Origin of the sequence: Kitasatospora purpeofusca, from assembly GCF_034043715.1 — a bacterium.
Taxonomy (GTDB): Bacteria; Actinomycetota; Actinomycetes; order Streptomycetales; family Streptomycetaceae; genus Kitasatospora; species Kitasatospora purpeofusca_A.
In genome coordinates this window covers 1-15,138 of the sequence record NZ_JAXCLC010000035.1, presented here as the reverse complement: position 1 = coordinate 15,138, position 15,138 = coordinate 1, and the positions used below count along the sequence as shown (strand labels likewise).

Sequence of the window (15,138 nt, the reverse complement as noted above, 5' to 3'; positions counted from 1 at the left end):
CCCCGCTTTCGCTCACTGACGCATCCGCGGACCCCGGCGCTGCCGTTCAGCGCCGGGGTCCGTACATGATCACGGCGACCCCCGCCAGGCAGACCAGGGCGCCCAGCACGTCGTAGCGGGTCGGCCGGAAGCCGTCCACGACCACGCCCCACAGCAGCGAGCCGGCCACGAACACCCCGCCGTACGCGGCGAGCACCCGGCCGAAGGCGGCATCCGGCTGGAGCGCCGCCACGAAGCCGTACCCGCCGAGCACGACCACCCCCACCCCGGCGAGCCACCACGGCCGCGCCTCGCGCACGCTCTGCCAGACCAGCCAGCAGCCGCCGATCTCGGCGAGCGCGGCGAGCACGAACAGGGCGACGGAACGCAGAACGGTCATAGCGGCCCAGCGTAGGGGCCGGCCCGGGGAGCCTCTTTCGGGCCCGGCGCCGACATATGTGTCGGGACGCCCGGACGTCGCGCTCCCTGAGTTCGGCGATGACGCGAGCGACGGTGGCGAAGTCGTTGTCCACGTGCAGCACCGGGTGGTTGTGGTGCACCCGCGACCGAGCAGAGCAGCAGGTCCACCGTGCGGCAGCCCCCGCGTGGGGGCGGGGGCTGCCGGGGGGCCGGGTTCAGACCTGGCGGTAGGTGGCGAGGAAGCGGCCGATGCGGTTGATGGCGGTCTCCAGGTCGTCGGCCCGGGGGAGGGTGACGAAGCGGAAGTGGTCGGGGCGGGGCCAGTTGAAGCCGGTGCCCTGGACGACGTGGATCTTCTCGCGGAGCAGCAGGTCCAGGACGAAGCGCTCGTCGTCGACGATCCGGTGGACGGCGGGGTCCAGCCTGGCGAAGGCGTAGAGCGCGCCCTTGGGCTTGACGCAGCTGACGCCCGGGATCTCGTTCAGCGCCCGGTAGGCGACGTCGCGCTGTTCGGTGAGGCGGCCGCCCGGCAGGACCAGGTCGTTGATGGACTGGTGGCCGCCCAGTGCGGCCTGGACCGCGTACTGGGCGGGCACGTTCGGGCACAGCCGCATGCCGGAGAGCATGGTGAGGCCCTCCAGGTAGTCGCTCGCGTGCTGCCTTGGGCCGGAGACGACCAGCCAGCCGCTGCGGAAGCCGGCCACCCGGTAGGACTTGGACAGTCCGTTGAAGGTGAGGGTGAGGACGTCGTCGGCGAGCGCGGCCAGGCAGTGGTGCTCGACGTCGTCGTAGAGGATCTTGTCGTAGATCTCGTCGGCCAGCACCATCAGCTGGTGCCGGCGGGCGAGGTCGAGGATCCCCTCCAGCAGTTCCTTCGGATAGACGGCGCCGGTGGGGTTGTTGGGGTTGATGACCACGATCGCCTTGGTACGGGCGGTGATCTTCGCGGCGATGTCGTCGAGGTCGGGGAACCAGTCGGCCTGCTCGTCGCAGGTGTAGTGCACCGCCTTGCCGCCGGCCAGTCGGACCACCGCCGTCCACAGCGGGTAGTCCGGCATCGGGACGAGTACCTCGTCGCCGTCGTCCACCAGCGCGGTGACGGCCATCTGGATCAGCTCCGAGGCGCCGTTGCCGAGGTAGACGTCATTGACGGTCACCCCGTCGACGCCGCGCTGCTGGTAGTACTGCACGACCGCGCGCCGGGCCGGCAGGATGCCCCGCGAGTCGCTGTAGCCGTGGGCGCGCGGGAGGTTGCGGATGATGTCCTGGAGGATCTCCTCCGGCGCCTCGAAGCCGAACGTGGCCGGGTTGCCGGTGTTCAGCCGGAGCACGCTGTGCCCCGCCTCCTCCAGTGCGTTGGCCTGGTCGACCACTGGGCCGCGGATCTCGTAGCACACGTCATTCAGCTTGCTGGACTGCCGAAACTCCATCTGCGGCCTCCCGACCGTCACCCCACACCGACCCTGGTTGCTTTGTTCTACCAAGTAGACACTTGGAAAGTCCAACCTATTGGCTATGCTGATCCACATGCCACGCCGAAGCTACGACCAGTACTGCGCCGTCGCCCGCGCCCTGGACGCGGTGGGGGAGCGCTGGAGCCTCCTGATCGTCCGTGAACTCCTGGCCGGCCCGCGCCGCTACACCGACCTGCACGCCGACCTGCCCGGGGTCTCCACCGACATCCTCGCCGCGCGGCTCAAGCAGCTGGAGAGCGAGGGCGTCGTCGAGCGCCGCCGCCTGGAACGGCCGGCCAACGCCACCGTCTACGAGCTGACCGGGCGCGGCGCCGCGCTGCGGCCGGTCGTCGAGGCGCTCGGCGACTGGGGACTCGACGCACTGGGGGAGCAGCGGCCGACCGACGCGGTGCGGACGCACTGGACCACCGGCGGGGCGGTGACGGCGGGTCCTTCGGGCGCGGCGGATGCGGTGGGCGCGGTGGACCGGGCGGGCGCGGTGGTGGCCGGCTGAGGTCCGGCTGTGGTTCGGTCACGGCGGGGTGGCCGGTCGCGGGGGCGCCCGTGATGGAAGGCGCCGCGCCCGCGACCGGCGGTGGGGAGTGGCCGCGGCGTCCGGCACCCCCGAGGCCGGACGCCGCGGAGCGCACGGCCCGCGGTTCCCCCCCGGCCGTCCCTCCCGACCTTCCCCACTCTGCCCGCCGCCGATCAACGGGCGATCGGCATCCGCTTGGCGCAGGCGTTGAGTCGTCACCGATCCGCGCGGGGAGTGTCCGGGGTGCGCTGGGTGCGCGGGGTATGCGGGTGGGTCGGGGACGGCGCGCGTACGATCGTCGGGCCATGGAGAACACGCAGAACACGCCCACCGCCTATCGCAGTTACGTCGCCGTCGGGGACTCCTTCACCGAGGGCATGTGCGACGACCTGCGGCCCGACGGCCACTACCGGGGCTGGGCCGACCGCCTCGCCGCCCGGCTCGCGGCCGAACACCCGGCCGACGGCTTCCGGTACGCCAACCTCGCCGTCCGGGGCAAGCTCATCGGCCAGATCCACGACGAGCAGGTCGAACGGGCCGCCGATCTGGGCCCCGAGCTGGTCACCCTGGCCGGCGGGCTCAACGACGTGCTGCGCCCGCGCTGCGACATCGCCCGGGTCGAGGAACTCCTCGGCTCCGCCGCCACCCGGCTGCGCGCCACCGGCGCCACCGTGGTCATGTTCAGCAGCACCGACCCCACCCGCCGGATGGCCGGCTCGGCCCGGCTGCTCCCCGCGATCCTGCGGATGAGGGACTTCGTCCACGAGCTCGCCCAGGACCCGGGCATCGCGGTGGTCGACCTGTACTCCGCGCCCTGCTTCGACGACCGCCGGCTCTGGGCCGAGGACCGGCTCCACCTCTCGCCCGAGGGCCACCGCCGGGTCGCCGAAGCCGTGCTGGAGTCGCTCGGCCGGCCCGCCGCCTTCGACTGGCGCGCCCCGCTCCCGGCCACCGCCCCGCCGACCCGTGCCGAGAAACTGGCCGCCGACGCCCGCTGGGTCCGCACCCACCTCGGCCCCTGGATCGGCCGCCGGCTCACCGGCCGCTCCTCCGGCGACGGCCGGGCGCCGAAGCGCGCCGAGCTGGCGCCGTACGAGGGCTGAGGCCGGCGGTTCCGGGCGCGGGCCGGGTCAGCCGCGGAACAGGTGGTGTCCGACGTCCGACGGCACCGCGTCCTGGTACGGGACGGCGTCCGGGCCGGGCACCTGCTCGCCCGGGACGGGCTCGGTGCTCTCCCGGTGCAGCAGGTACACGCCGTCCTCCGACCAGACCGTCCGGTACCCGTGCGCGAGCAGCAGCTCGATCCGCGCCGCCTGCTCCCGGTCGGTCCGGAACGGGAAGGACCGCTTGTCCGCCCGGATCAGCACGTACTCGCGCCCGCGCGGCTTCTCGTCCACCAGCACCACGTCCGCCCGCGCGGTCAGCCGGGGCGCCGCCTGGTTGTCGGCCTCCACCGACGCGCCGTCCGGGACCAGCGCCGCGCCGCGCAGCAGCGCCGCCTCGCTCGGCTTCGGCTGCCAGTAGGCCGGAACGAACAGGTTCGCCATCCCCAGCGGCACCGCGACCGCGACGGTCAGGGCCGCCGCCGCCACACCGAGCCGCCGGGTGAACGCCCGGCCGTGGCAGCGGCCCAGCACCTCCAGCGCGGCGACCAGCAGGATCGGCCACAGGAACGCGTCGTAGTGCCGGGCGATCGACCAGTGGTTCGGATTGCTGGACAGCACCCGCTCGGCCAGCAGCGGGACGGCCAGGAGCACGGTCGCCGAGCGCAGCGGGAGGGCGAACAGGGTGCCGAAGATCCAGAGCAGCAGCAGCGGCTTCAACGGGGCGTCGAAGGAGGCCGTGAGCAGCCGGGTCGGGTCCGCCAGGACGTTGGCGACCGCCGAGCCGCCGTCCTCGCCGAGCGCCTGGTAGTTCCAGTAGTAACCGGGCACGCCGCCCATCGCGGGCACCAGCTTCGCGATCGCGACCGCCGAGGCCAGCGGACCGCCGAGCAGCAGCCCCACCCCCCAGCGCACGGCCGGACGGCGCCGGGCGGGATCCCGGTCCCGCCGGGCCCGCAGCAGCAGCACCAGGCCGTAGGCGCCCACGGCCAGGCCCATGTCCTCCTTGGTGCAGCACAGCAGCAGGCCGGCCAGCGCCGAGGCCCAGTACTGCCGGGCCATCCCGCGCTCGAGCATCAGCAGCGTGAGCGGCACCGCGAACGCCACCTCGTGGAATCCGCCGCGCGAGGCCACCAGCAGCGGCCACCCCAGCCCGTACGCGAGCGCGGCCAGGTCGGCGGCGCGGCGGGCGGTGCGCGGGTCGGCGTCGGCGAAGCAGCGCCCGGCGATCCGGCGGATCAGCGGCACCCCGGCCGCGAAGCAGAGCGCCTGGCCGAGGAGCAGCGAGCGCGGGTCGTCCCAGAGCCAGTAGAGCGGCGCCATCAGGGCGATCACGGGGGAGAAGTGGTCACCGAGGAGCGAGAAGCCGGGCGGGAACTCGTGGTGGAAGCTCTTCAGCGTCGACACCGGCAGACCGAGGTGCGCGTAGCCGCGCACGCCCTGGTCGAAGATCCCGAGGTCGAAGCCGCCGAGCTGGGCGGTGGTCCACTGCTGGAGGCCGATCGCGAGGCAGACCGCGAAGCAGAGCAGGGTGAGGCCCAAGGTGCGGGCACGCGGCGGGATCCGCAGGGCCGGTTCGGCGCCGGGGCCGGGGCCGGGGTCGGCGGTTGTGGTTGTGGCGTCCTCGGCGCCTTCGGTGTCCGGGTACGGCGTCACGTCGTGCCGGGACATGCCTTGGGTCCTCCGTTGGTGCTGTGCTGTGCTGCGGTGCGGTGCTGCGGTGCCGGTGCTGTGGCGCCGGGGTACGGCCGACCACACTAACCGACGGCCGTTCGAAGCGGTCGGTACGCTTTGCAGCGCACCACCCGTCGTCCTGGAGGAACAACAGCACCGTGAGCGTCCCGAGCCTCAATCTCGTCTCCGACTGCGGTAGCTGTTTCGGGCTGTGCTGTGTGGCGCTGCCGTTCGCCGCCGGCACGGACTTCGCCGCCGACAAGGCAGCCGGAACCCCCTGCCGCAACCTCCGGACCGACTTCTCCTGCGGGATCCACGAGCGGCTGCGCGAGACCGGCTTCCCCGGCTGCACGGTGTACGACTGCTTCGGGGCCGGCCAGCAGGTCTCCCAGGTGATCTTCGGCGGGCGCAGCTGGCGGGAGGCACCGGAGACCGCCCGGACGATGTACGAGGTGTTCCCGGTGGTGCGGCAGCTGCACGAGCTGCTCCAGTACCTCACCGAGGCGCTCACCTTCGCCCCGGCCCGCCCCGTCCACGGGGAGCTGCGCCGGGCCCTGGAGGAGACGGAGCGGCTGGCCGGCGGCACGCCCGAGGAGATTCTGGCGGTCGACGTCCCCGCGCACCGGCAGACGGTGGCCGAGCTGCTGCTCCGGGCCAGCGAGCTGGTCCGGGCCGCCGTCCCGCGCCGGCGCGAGCACCGGGGGGCGGACCTCTTCGGCGCCCGCCTGGCGGGAGCGGACCTGCGCGGCGCCAACCTCCGGGGCGCGATGCTGGTCGCGGCCGACCTGTCCGGGGCGGACCTGCGGCTCGCCGACCTCGTCGGGGCTGACCTGAGGGACGCGAACCTGGCCGGCGCCGACCTGACCGAGGTGCTCTTCCTCACCCAGGCCCAGCTCAACGCGGCCCGTGGCGATGTCACCACCCGCCTTCCGGCCGCTCTGAAGCGGCCCGCGCACTGGCCGGAGACGGCCGACGCCCCGGCCCCGGCCGGGCGCGCGCCCCGCAGGCCGCAGGGGGGTACCGGCTCCGGCACCCGTTCCGGCTCCGGCACCGGCGGTCGTTCCGGCACTGGCACCGGCACCGGCGGTCGCTCCGGCGGACGGCCGCAGGGCGGTGGCGGACGTCAGGGCAGGCCGCGTCGCGGCTGAGCGGGCCGGGGGTGGTGAGGCCCCGCTCCGGGTGCAGGGTCAGCCGGTGAGCAGGCGCGGACCGGCGCTCCGGGTCAGCCGGTGAGCAGGCGCGGACCGGTCGTGGGATGTCGGCGGAACAGCGCGCACCCGGTCCCGGCGAGGAGCAGCAGCGCGACGGCGGCGAGCGCGTACGGGGAGTCGGCCGGGTGGAGCGGCCAGGCCCAGGGCCGGGGGCTGCCGTCCGGGTGCCAGCCCGCCGCCGAGCAGACCAGGGGGACGACGGCGAGGGCGGCGGCGGCCGGGCGGTGGCCGACCAGCGGGTGGAACAGCAGCGCGAGGCCGAGGTAGCCGGCGATGTTGCGGGCGACGACCAGCGCGAGCGCCCCCTGCCCGGCGGCGTACGCGAGGCTGCCGCAGGTGGCTCCGGCGGCGGCCAGGGCGAGTGCGAGGCCGACGTCCAGTCCGCGCAGGAACCGCCCGGCGACGGTCTCGGTCCGCAGGTCGCCCCGGCCCAGCCCGTACAGCAGGAACACCGCCGGGAGCAGCGTGATCACGTGCGCGAGCAGGAAGTGCCCGGCCTGCCCGTGCAGGGCCGGTACCGGCAGTTCGCCGTCGCCGAGGAGCAGACCGGCGGCGACGGTCCCGGCGAGGACGGCCACGAGCAGCGGCACCGCGCGCGCCTTGCACCACCAGATCACCGCTCACCCCCGATCGCCTCGCCGGTGTGCGGGACCGGAGGGGGCAGGGTGCCACAGTCGGCGAGGGCGTCCAGGGTGTCCCGGTACCAGGCGAGCTGGGCGGCGTCGGGCAGCTCGAGCAGTTGGGCCGCGCGGGCGCTGTCGGCCGGGGTGAAGCGGCCGTCGGCGGCGCCCCCGGGGCTTCCGGTAGTGGCGGTGGAGGCGGCGGTGGCGGTGAGCCAGGCGGTGGCCGTGCCGGTGACGGCCGCGGCGGGGTAGGGGGCGCCGCGGCGGGCGCACTCCGGGGTGCGGGGGAGCAGTCCGCCGACCACGGCGGCGGTGACGTCCGGCACCCGCGCGTCGGTGGGGACCCCGAGTCCGGCCTCGCCCGGACCGGGTCGGGCGGCCATGGTGAACACCGCCGGGACGGGGACGCCGCGTCCGGCCAGGGCTCCGGCCGCCCGCCGGACCTCCGCGCGGACCAGGGCCGAGCGGGCGGCCCCGAGCTCGGGCCAGAGGCAGACGCGCGGCTGTCCGGAGTCGCAGCGCAGCGCGGCGGAGGACCGGGGGCGCACCGGTTCGGGGCCGAGGTCGCGGGCGGTCCAGCCGCCCAGCGCGACCCCGCCCGCCGTGACCGCGAGCGCGGCGGCGAGGGCGAGCGGACTGCCGCGCCGCCGGACGAGCAGGACGGCAGCCGCGCAGACCGCCCCGGAGAAGGCCAGCGAGGCCGCCGCCGCACGCCCGTCCAGCACCTGGTCCACCGCGCAGCAGTCCGACAGCCCGCCGCCGACCAGGTGCCGCGGCCAGTAGGTGTCGAAGGCGACCGGGTAGGCGTTCAGGACGAAGCTGCTGATCAGCGCGAGCGGGACGGCGACCACCGGCGCGAGCACCCGGCCGACGACCGAGCCGACCAGGGTGTTGGCGAGCAGCAGGCCGGCCCAGACGGCGAGGACGCCCGGCTGGGGCACGCCGTCCGCCGTGCCGCCGGCCAGCGCCGCGGTGGTGAGCGCGGCGAGCATGCCGAGCCCGCCCATCAGCGCGACCGGCAGCAGCACCGGGGTGGTGATGGCCAGTGCGGAGCGCACCGGCGAGCGGCTGAACACACCGCCCCGGTGCAGCCGGCCGCCCTCCCAGGCGCCGGCGGCGGCGCAGGCCGCGCAGGCGAACGGCAGCGCGAGGCTGGCGTGCCCGGCGGCGGCGAGCCCGTAGGCCGGGGTGACCCAGGCGGTCAGCTCGTCGCCGAGCGCCACCAGGACGAAGCCGAGCAGGAACGGCAGCACCCGGGTGCCCGCCGAGACCCTCAGGACGGTGCGCAGCAGCATGTCAGGTCTCCCGCTCGATCAGGCGCGCGTACGCGGCCTCGGCGCTCGGCGCACCCGCGACGGTTCCGGTTCCGGGACCCGGGACGGCTGCCGTCGGACGGCCGGAGTCGGCCCCGGCCCCGGACCCGGACCCCGTCGCGCCCTCGGCCGCCAGCGCGTGGAACTCCTCGGTGGCGCCCTGGAACCTGACCTGCCCCCGGTCCAGTACCACCACCTGCCGGTAGGTCCCGACGAGGTCCTCGGTCTGATGGGTGGAGACGATCACACTCACCTCGCTCGTCAACTCCTCCACCAGGGCGCGGAACACCGCCCGCTGGGTGGGATCGAGGCCGGCGGTCGGCTCGTCCATCAGGATCAGTTCGCTGTGGTGGGCGAGGCAGCCGGCGATGCCCATCCGGCGCAACTGGCCGCCGGACAGCCGCTGCCCGGACCGGTCGGCCAGCTCGCCGAGGCCGACCCGGGCGAGCGCGACCGCCGAGGCCCGCCAGGCGGCGGCCCTGGACATGCCCTTCAACCAGCCGCAGTACGCGACCTGTTCGCGGACGCTGAGGCCCGGCACCGGGGTGATCTGCTGCGGCAGCCAGGCCACCGCGCGCCGGTAGGCGGCCCGCTCGCCCGCGCCGGCCGCCGGATCGACCCCGTGCCAGCTGACGGATCCCCGGCGTGGGCTCAACTGGGAGGCGGCGAGGGCCATGAGGGTGGACTTGCCCGCGCCGTTGGGGCCGAGCAGGACGGTGGCCGGATTGTCGATCCGCAGATCGAGGCCGTTGAAGAGAGAGGCCTTCCGGCCGTACTGGAATTCGATGCGTTGGAATTCAAGGGCCATGGCAGGGTCGACGCATTTCGCTCGGGAAAGGGGCGCGGGGCGCCGGCGGGCGGGGGATGCCGCCGGCACCGCACGTCGAGGCGGTGAGTCAGTGAGGGCGGGGTGAGAGAGGTGGGGCCGGTGCGGGCGGGTCGAGGAGGCGGGACGAGCGGGCGCCCGGGCGACGGTGCTCAGTACCGGGTGGTCACGGTGTCCACCCAGAGCCTGGAGCCGCTGCGCACGCCTTCCAGCATGAAGTAGTAGTCGCCGGCGCTCTGGTCGCCCCAGGTGGAGGTGTCGCAGTGGTTGGAGCGGTGCCCATAGGCCTTGTCGGGCCCGAAGACGTCCTTGTAGAGCTGGAGGTCGGCGTCCTTGAAGTCGTTGTTCCCGGTCTGGCAGCCCTGGAAGGCGACGGAGGTGGCGACGTCGTCGCGGTCGCTGTCCGCCCACCGGCGGGACTCCGAGCCGGGGCCCCAGCTGCTGATGTAGGACGCCCAGGAGCCCTCGGCGAGAGCGGGGGTGGCGCCGGCGAAGCCGAGCAGCGCGGCGGTCACCAGCAGGCCGCGGAGTACGCGGCCGGAGTGGTTCTCTGCGTCCATGGTCCGTCCGATCATTCCGGTGGCGCCGCCGGGCGGGCGGCGCCATGCAGGCAGAAGGAAACGAGCGGAGGTTCGACCGGAACGGTCGCGGTCACCCGGTCGGACGAGCCCTCGCGGAAATGACCTTAGCGTGCACGAACAGGTGGCCAGCACTATTTTTTTCGGCCATTCGGGCAGGTCGGGCCGGAGGATAGAAATCTGGCAAGCGGATGATCGAGAGTCGCCGAAATTTCCCTGACCGAACGCCTTTGTGACGAAAATCGATCCGCAGTGTTCGCTTTTCTTCTACTGCTCGACCGATTCCTTTTTCATGTGATTGTCGCCCCGGCGCTGCCCTGGCTGGTTCCGAGTTACCGGCGGGCGCCCTCGGGCCGGTCCGGAAGCAGCCGTGCGCGCAGCCGGCCGATCAGCGCCTCGTCCGCGCCGACCGTGCCGGTGGCATAGGCGTGGACCGAGCCGTGGGTGGCGGTCAGGTCCGCGAGCACGAGCCGGATCACGTCCTCCGGCGCCCGCCCGAAGCCGGGCCAGCGCAGCGTGCGCCCCGGGTGGGCGGCGTGCCAGTCGGCGACCAGCCGCGCGGTGGCGAGTTCGGTGAGCGCGAAGTCGGCGGCCACGTCGTCCTCGCCGACGCCGAGCAGGCTCAGCACCAGTGCGGCGATCAGGCCGGTGCGGTCCTTGCCCGAGGCGCAGTGGAACACGACCGGCCGGTCGGCGTCGGCGATCACTTCCAGCACGGTGCGGATCTCCGCGGCGCCGTCCTCGGCCACCTCGGCGAAACGATCCGCCAGGTATCGCCACGGGTCGAGGTCCGGGTCGATCTCGGCCTGGTCGTACGGCCGGTGCTCGATCGAGAGGTTGTGGTACGCGACGCCGTCCAACTCCGGCACCCGGCCCTTGCGGGCGATCTCCCAGGGGTAGCGCAGGTCGATGACGGTGCCGATGTCCAGGGCCCGGAACCGTTCGAGGTCGGCGGCCGAGCCGAGCCCCGCGAGCGAGGCCGAGCGGTAGAGCCGCCCCCACCGGACCGTCCGCCCGTCGGCGGTCGGGTATCCGCCCAGGTCGCGGAAGTTGTGCGGTCCGTCGAAGGCGATGTGGCGGGTCATGTTCGCACCTTATCGGGCCGGTCGGAGGCGAGGTCGGCGAGGGCCCCGGACCGGGCGCTGCCCGCACTCGACACCGCCCGCACTCAACGCCGCCCGCACTCAACGCCGCCCGCACTCAACGCCGCCCGCACTCAACGCCGCCCGCACTCAACGCCGCCAGGGCTCAACGCCGCTCGGGCTCGGCGACCAGCGCCTCCAGCAGGCCCGGGAAGCGCTCCGCGAACTCCTCGCCCCGCAGCGCGTTCATCCGCGAAGTGCCCACGTAGCGCTGGCGGATCAGCCCGGCTTCGCGCAGGACGTGGAAGTGGTGGGTGGCGGTCGACTTGCTGACCGGCAGCTCGATCACCCCGCACGGCAGGTCCTCGCCGGCCGCGTGCAGCGCGCGGACGATCTGCCGCCGCACCGGGTCGACGAGGGCGTCCAGCACCTGCTGGAGCGTGATCGTCCGCAGGTCGGGGTGCGGGGGGACGCGGTCCCGGGCGGGGGTGGAGCCGGTGCGCGGTGCGGTTCGTGCCATCGGTGTCGGCCTCCTGTCCTGTGGCCGGCCATCGTACGGCAACGGTCGAAGTACGACAGAAATCAAAGTTTGACACCTGCCGTACTTTGAGCTTGGCTGGGCGGCGCGGAAGCGCGTTGATCACCTGCGGCGGAAGGAAGTTGAACCATGGTCAGGACCGTGCTGTTCCACGAACTGGGCGGACCCGAGGTGCTGCGGCTGGAGGAGGCGCCGATCGCCGAGCCGGGCTCGGGGGAACTGCTGGTCCGCGTCGACGCGATCGGCCTCAACCGGGCCGAGGTGCTGTACCGCACCGGCCAGTACATCGAGGACGTCAGGGAGTTCCCCGGCCGCCTCGGCAGCGAGGCCGCGGGAGTCGTCGAGGCGATCGGCCCGGCCGTCACGGGGTTCGCCGTCGGCGACACGGTCAGCGTCGTCCCGGCCTTCTCGATGAACGACTACGCCGTCTACGCGGAGCGCGCCGTCGTCCCGGCGAACGCGGTGGTGCACCGCCCCGAAGGACTCGACGCGGTCGGCGGCGCGGCGGTCTGGATGCCCTATGTCACCGCGTACGGCGGCATGGTGGAAGCCGGCGGCCTGCGCGCCGGTAACACCGTGGTCATCACCGCCGCCTCCAGCAGCGTCGGACTGGCAGCGATCCGGATCGCCAACCGCGTCGGCGCCGTCCCCATCGCCACCACCCGCACCCCGGTCAAGCGCGAGGCCCTGCTGGCGGCCGGCGCCGCCGTGGTGGTCGTGACCGAGGAGGAGGACCTCACCGGACGCGTGCTCGAACTCACCGGCGGCCGGGGCGCGGACCTCGCCTTCGACGCCGTCGCCGGACCCGCCGTCGTCGACCTCGCCCGCGCCCTCGCGCCGGGCGGCACCATCGTCCTCTACGGCGCCCTCAGCGGCGAGGACACCCCCTTCCCGCCGATGCCGGTGATGAAGGGCAAGTCCATGCGCAGCTACTCCCTGCACGAGATCACCACCGACCCCGAGGGCCTGCGCCGCGCCGAGGCCTTCGTCACCTCCGGCCTGCGCACCGGCGCCTTCCACCCCACCGTCGACCGGGTCTTCCCCCTCGCCGAGATCACCGACGCCCACCGCTACCTGGAGGCCGGCACCCAGATCGGCAAGATCGTGGTGACGGTCGATCATTGACGCTCCTTCGGGGGCGCGTCCGCCTGCCATGTCACACGGCATTCGGGCGAACCGAGCGCCGGGAGGAACCGGGCGGGGGTGTGACAAGTGCTCTGAATGCCGCACGGCCGCAAGTGATGTGACAAGGCGTCAGATGGTGGGTCGTGCGCGATGCATCGTTACCGGATCGACACTCGGGACCGCTTCTGGAGCGGCTGTGGCGAGTGAGAGGTTCCGGAGTGGGCCACAGCGCCTGAACTGTCATGGCACTCCCCGGCAAGGCCGTCGCCCGCACGTCCGTCCGCGCCTCCGACGGCAAGGTCGTCTGGGCGCAGAACGAGGAACTCTCCACCCAGGGGCGGGTGACCAAGGACAGCAGCACCAACGGTCTGAAGGCCTACGGCTACGACCGCCTCGGCCGCCTGACCAAGGCCGAACAGGCCACCGCCGCCACCGGCTGCACCACCCGCACCTGTACCTACGACGTCCACTGCAACCGCACCGCCAAGTCCACCTCCGGCCAGGCCGGCGACGGTAGCTGCGCCACCGCCGGCGCCACCACGACCGCGTCCGCGTACGACAGCGCGGACCGGATCACCGATGCGGGCTACCGCTACGACGTCTTCGGTCGCACGGTCGGAACGCCGTCCGGCAGGGTCCTCGGCTACCGCGTCAACGACCTGGTCGCCTCACAGGAGACCGCCACCACCCGGCAGACCTGGACCCTCGACCCCGTCGGCCGCCTCAACGGCAGCACCACCGCCACGAAGCGGACCGACGGTAGCTGGGCCACCACCGCCACCAAGCTCAACCACTACGGCGGCGGCAGCGACAGCCCGCGCTGGACTGCCGAGGACACGACCGGTGCCTGGATCCGCAACGTCCCCGGCACCGACGGCGACTTCGCCGCCACCGCCACCGACAAGGGGGCAGTCAAGCTCCAACTCGCCAACCTCTTCGGCTCGGTGGTGCTCGTCATCGACACCGCGCACGGGGGGAGGCTTTCGCGGTGGAGGGAACGCGGAGACGCCCCGAGCTTCCTCAGGGCCAGGACGGAGGTCATCAGGGCCGGTGAGCGCGTGCCAAATCCGATGTCGGCATGGAGTCTCAGCAGTGTCACGCCTTGGATGGGCACTATGGGCCAGGCGATGCCGGGCGTAGTCCATGCCCTTGGTCACGGGCGGAAGGACCTCAACTGGTAGGACCGGGCCCTTGCTGTGACGGGTGCATGAACCGCTGATTCCAGTGGCTGCGGGGAACACGTGAATTCGGTTCCCCGAAGCCGTTTCCATATTCAAGGCGGATGGGAGAGGCGTGGTGATTTTGAAGGGCCGGAAGGGGGCGGTGTGGACCTTTCGCAACCCGTGGTTGTGTGTGCATTTTCTCATCGGTGTCATGGCGTTGGTCATAGCGGTGGGGGTGATTGTGGAGCTTTCCATCGCTGCTGATCCATTTTCGGTTCTCCTGGCCGGGATTCCGGGGATTTGGCTGACTCTGCGTATACCGTTCTGCCGCACTGTCCTGTCTTCTGAAGGTGTCGCCTATCATGGAGTCTTCGCGACGAGGAAGGCGGGATGGGGAGATGTGGCGGAGATAGGTAAGGGATTTTCCGGCGGGACCTTGGCCGCCTCCAGCTTTCCGGTCCTGACTCTGACCAGCGGAAAGGAGATCGAGCTGCTGATGCTCGCCGGGTACGGCGAAAGCAATCGACGAGTCGCACGGGTCGTGGGCGCTATGGGCGAGTTCCTTTCCGGGTACCGGGCCGGCCGGGGCAAGGAGTAGGCCCCGGGTCTCCACCACTGGGGCCGAGCCGGAGTCCGGTCATGGTGACGAGGTGATCGACGGGTGCTGGCACTGGCCGACACGCGAAGCGGCGGCGGCTGGACCTTTCATGCGCCGGCCACGCTCCGGCCGACCTGGCCCACCCTGGTGCCCTTGCCGCCCGCCGCGGCGGGCGGCAAGGGACGGGAACTTGTTCCGGATACGGCTGCCGTTGAGCGCCGTCGGCGCCGTGCCCGCGACGTTCGCGGAGTAGATCCTTCTGAAGGCGGGCGGGCGGGCGCGCGCGGCAGCGCCAACGCCTACGATTACGGCTTCGCCGACCCGGTCAACCAGCTCGACCTGGACGGCCGGATGCCCTTCGTCAAGAACATTACGCGCCTGGCGAAGTAGGTGCCGTGGAAGGCCGTCGGCAAGTGGGTCAAGGACAACCGGGGCGCGGTCGCCAGTGGTCTCGCCACCGGTGGTTGCCTGATTCCCGCCGTGGGCTGGGCCGCATGTGCCGGCCTGCAGGCGGCGGCCTACGGCGTCCGCGCGCAGCAGCGGGCGTCCGAGGGAGGCGGTTGGCGCAGGACCTGGCGTGCCAATGCCGCGGACGGCGTGTTCTCGGCGGCCGGGTTCGGCGCCACGGCCGCGGGGCGGAACGCCGCGCTCGGTGGCTGGGCACGGTGGAAGGAGACCCGCCGGGCTCCCTCCATCTTCAGCCGGCAGAGCTGGTGGCACTCACCCAGGATCATCAAGGGGGAACCGAAGGACCCGGCACCGGTGTTCGGTGGGTGCACGATAGCCACCGTCATTCCGGCGGTCCTGAACTTCTTCTTCAAGCCGTTCAACTTCTAGATTGAAGTACCGGTGGAGACCGATCCACCGGACCGACCTGTCGGGGGGCCGTCCCCTTCCCGGGCGGCGCCCCCGCGCA

Annotated in this window: 15 protein-coding genes and 2 pseudogenes; 8 read left to right on the top strand and 9 right to left on the bottom strand. The window is 73.0% G+C overall.

What is annotated here, in order from left to right; translation table 11 throughout:
• Positions 1–46: 46 nt before the first annotated feature.
• Together SM793_RS19350 and SM793_RS19340 are read right to left on the bottom strand one after the other, a co-directional pair.
• Positions 47–379, bottom strand: a complete 333-nt coding sequence (locus tag SM793_RS19350; protein WP_320439463.1) for a YnfA family protein — start codon at positions 377–379, stop codon at positions 47–49.
• A 235-nt stretch (positions 380–614) separates the two neighbouring features.
• Positions 615–1,829, bottom strand: a complete 1,215-nt coding sequence (locus tag SM793_RS19340) for a pyridoxal phosphate-dependent aminotransferase (protein WP_320439462.1) — start codon at positions 1,827–1,829, stop codon at positions 615–617.
• Positions 1,830–1,926: 97 nt separating this feature from the next.
• Here SM793_RS19340 and SM793_RS19335 point away from each other — a divergent pair.
• Both SM793_RS19335 and SM793_RS19330 read left to right on the top strand, forming a co-directional pair.
• Positions 1,927–2,277: pseudogene (locus SM793_RS19335) on the top strand (winged helix-turn-helix transcriptional regulator); the annotation flags it as partial.
• Positions 2,278–2,693: 416 nt separating this feature from the next.
• A complete protein-coding gene (locus SM793_RS19330) occupies positions 2,694–3,491 on the top strand; it encodes an SGNH/GDSL hydrolase family protein (protein ID WP_320439461.1) in 798 nt (265 codons plus the stop codon).
• 27 nt (positions 3,492–3,518) lie between these two features.
• On the opposite strand, the gene SM793_RS19325 is transcribed toward SM793_RS19330, so the two are convergent.
• Positions 3,519–5,162: a DUF2079 domain-containing protein gene (locus SM793_RS19325; protein ID WP_320439460.1), complete on the bottom strand. Its 1,644-nt coding sequence runs from the start codon at positions 5,160–5,162 to the stop codon at positions 3,519–3,521.
• A gap of 161 nt (positions 5,163–5,323) precedes the next feature.
• Here SM793_RS19325 and SM793_RS19320 point away from each other — a divergent pair.
• Positions 5,324–6,124, top strand: a pseudogene (locus SM793_RS19320) (pentapeptide repeat-containing protein); the annotation flags it as partial.
• A gap of 263 nt (positions 6,125–6,387) precedes the next feature.
• Here the strand turns inward: SM793_RS19320 and SM793_RS19315 are convergent.
• The 6 genes from SM793_RS19315 to SM793_RS19290 all read right to left on the bottom strand — a co-directional run bounded on the left by SM793_RS19315 (position 6,388) and on the right by SM793_RS19290 (position 11,318).
• Entirely contained in the window at positions 6,388–6,966 is a 579-nt protein-coding gene (locus SM793_RS19315) for a hypothetical protein (protein ID WP_320439459.1), read from the bottom strand.
• A 23-nt stretch (positions 6,967–6,989) separates the two neighbouring features.
• Positions 6,990–8,294, bottom strand: coding sequence for a hypothetical protein (locus SM793_RS19310; protein ID WP_320439458.1), 1,305 nt, complete (start codon positions 8,292–8,294; stop codon positions 6,990–6,992).
• 1 nt (position 8,295) lies between these two features.
• The gene (locus SM793_RS19305) at positions 8,296–9,120 is read right to left on the bottom strand and encodes an ATP-binding cassette domain-containing protein (RefSeq protein ID WP_320439457.1); all 825 of its coding nucleotides are present in this window, start codon (positions 9,118–9,120) and stop codon (positions 8,296–8,298) included.
• A 170-nt stretch (positions 9,121–9,290) separates the two neighbouring features.
• On the bottom strand, positions 9,291–9,698 hold the full coding sequence (locus tag SM793_RS19300; RefSeq protein WP_320439456.1) for a hypothetical protein: 408 nt from the start codon (positions 9,696–9,698) through the stop codon (positions 9,291–9,293).
• Positions 9,699–10,048: 350 nt separating this feature from the next.
• Positions 10,049–10,801, bottom strand: a complete 753-nt coding sequence (locus SM793_RS19295; protein ID WP_320439455.1) for a tyrosine-protein phosphatase — start codon at positions 10,799–10,801, stop codon at positions 10,049–10,051.
• 163 nt (positions 10,802–10,964) lie between these two features.
• Complete coding sequence (locus tag SM793_RS19290; RefSeq protein ID WP_320439454.1) at positions 10,965–11,318, bottom strand: helix-turn-helix transcriptional regulator; 354 nt, start codon at positions 11,316–11,318, stop codon at positions 10,965–10,967.
• A 147-nt stretch (positions 11,319–11,465) separates the two neighbouring features.
• Here SM793_RS19290 and SM793_RS19285 point away from each other — a divergent pair, with 147 nt between their 5' ends.
• The 5 genes from SM793_RS19285 (at position 11,466) to SM793_RS19265 (ending at position 15,059) form a co-directional block, all read left to right on the top strand.
• The gene (locus SM793_RS19285) at positions 11,466–12,461 is read left to right on the top strand and encodes a zinc-dependent alcohol dehydrogenase family protein (protein ID WP_320439453.1); all 996 of its coding nucleotides are present in this window, start codon (positions 11,466–11,468) and stop codon (positions 12,459–12,461) included.
• 242 nt (positions 12,462–12,703) lie between these two features.
• On the top strand, positions 12,704–13,642 hold the full coding sequence (locus SM793_RS19280; protein ID WP_320439452.1) for a hypothetical protein: 939 nt from the start codon (positions 12,704–12,706) through the stop codon (positions 13,640–13,642).
• Positions 13,643–13,754: 112 nt separating this feature from the next.
• Positions 13,755–14,222: a hypothetical protein gene (locus SM793_RS19275; protein WP_320439451.1), complete on the top strand. Its 468-nt coding sequence runs from the start codon at positions 13,755–13,757 to the stop codon at positions 14,220–14,222.
• Positions 14,223–14,285: 63 nt separating this feature from the next.
• Positions 14,286–14,612, top strand: a complete 327-nt coding sequence (locus tag SM793_RS19270) for a hypothetical protein (protein WP_320439450.1) — start codon at positions 14,286–14,288, stop codon at positions 14,610–14,612.
• A complete protein-coding gene (locus SM793_RS19265; RefSeq protein WP_320439449.1) occupies positions 14,613–15,059 on the top strand; it encodes a hypothetical protein in 447 nt (148 codons plus the stop codon).
• Positions 15,060–15,138 lie beyond the last annotated feature (79 nt).

Excerpts from the sequence above, each read along its gene's own strand:
- SM793_RS19350 (WP_320439463.1), bottom strand. The coding sequence starts at position 379 with ATGACCGTTCTGCGTTCCGTCGCCCTGTTCGTGCTCGCCGCGCTCGCC.
- SM793_RS19340 (WP_320439462.1), bottom strand. The coding sequence starts at position 1,829 with ATGGAGTTTCGGCAGTCCAGCAAGCTGAATGACGTGTGCTACGAGATC.
- SM793_RS19330 (WP_320439461.1), top strand. The coding sequence starts at position 2,694 with ATGGAGAACACGCAGAACACGCCCACCGCCTATCGCAGTTACGTCGCC.
- SM793_RS19325 (WP_320439460.1), bottom strand. The coding sequence starts at position 5,162 with ATGTCCCGGCACGACGTGACGCCGTACCCGGACACCGAAGGCGCCGAG.
- SM793_RS19310 (WP_320439458.1), bottom strand. The coding sequence starts at position 8,294 with ATGCTGCTGCGCACCGTCCTGAGGGTCTCGGCGGGCACCCGGGTGCTG.
- SM793_RS19305 (WP_320439457.1), bottom strand. The coding sequence starts at position 9,120 with ATGGCCCTTGAATTCCAACGCATCGAATTCCAGTACGGCCGGAAGGCC.
- SM793_RS19300 (WP_320439456.1), bottom strand. The coding sequence starts at position 9,698 with ATGGACGCAGAGAACCACTCCGGCCGCGTACTCCGCGGCCTGCTGGTG.
- SM793_RS19295 (WP_320439455.1), bottom strand. The coding sequence starts at position 10,801 with ATGACCCGCCACATCGCCTTCGACGGACCGCACAACTTCCGCGACCTG.
- SM793_RS19290 (WP_320439454.1), bottom strand. The coding sequence starts at position 11,318 with ATGGCACGAACCGCACCGCGCACCGGCTCCACCCCCGCCCGGGACCGC.
- SM793_RS19285 (WP_320439453.1), top strand. The coding sequence starts at position 11,466 with ATGGTCAGGACCGTGCTGTTCCACGAACTGGGCGGACCCGAGGTGCTG.
- SM793_RS19280 (WP_320439452.1), top strand. The coding sequence starts at position 12,704 with ATGGCACTCCCCGGCAAGGCCGTCGCCCGCACGTCCGTCCGCGCCTCC.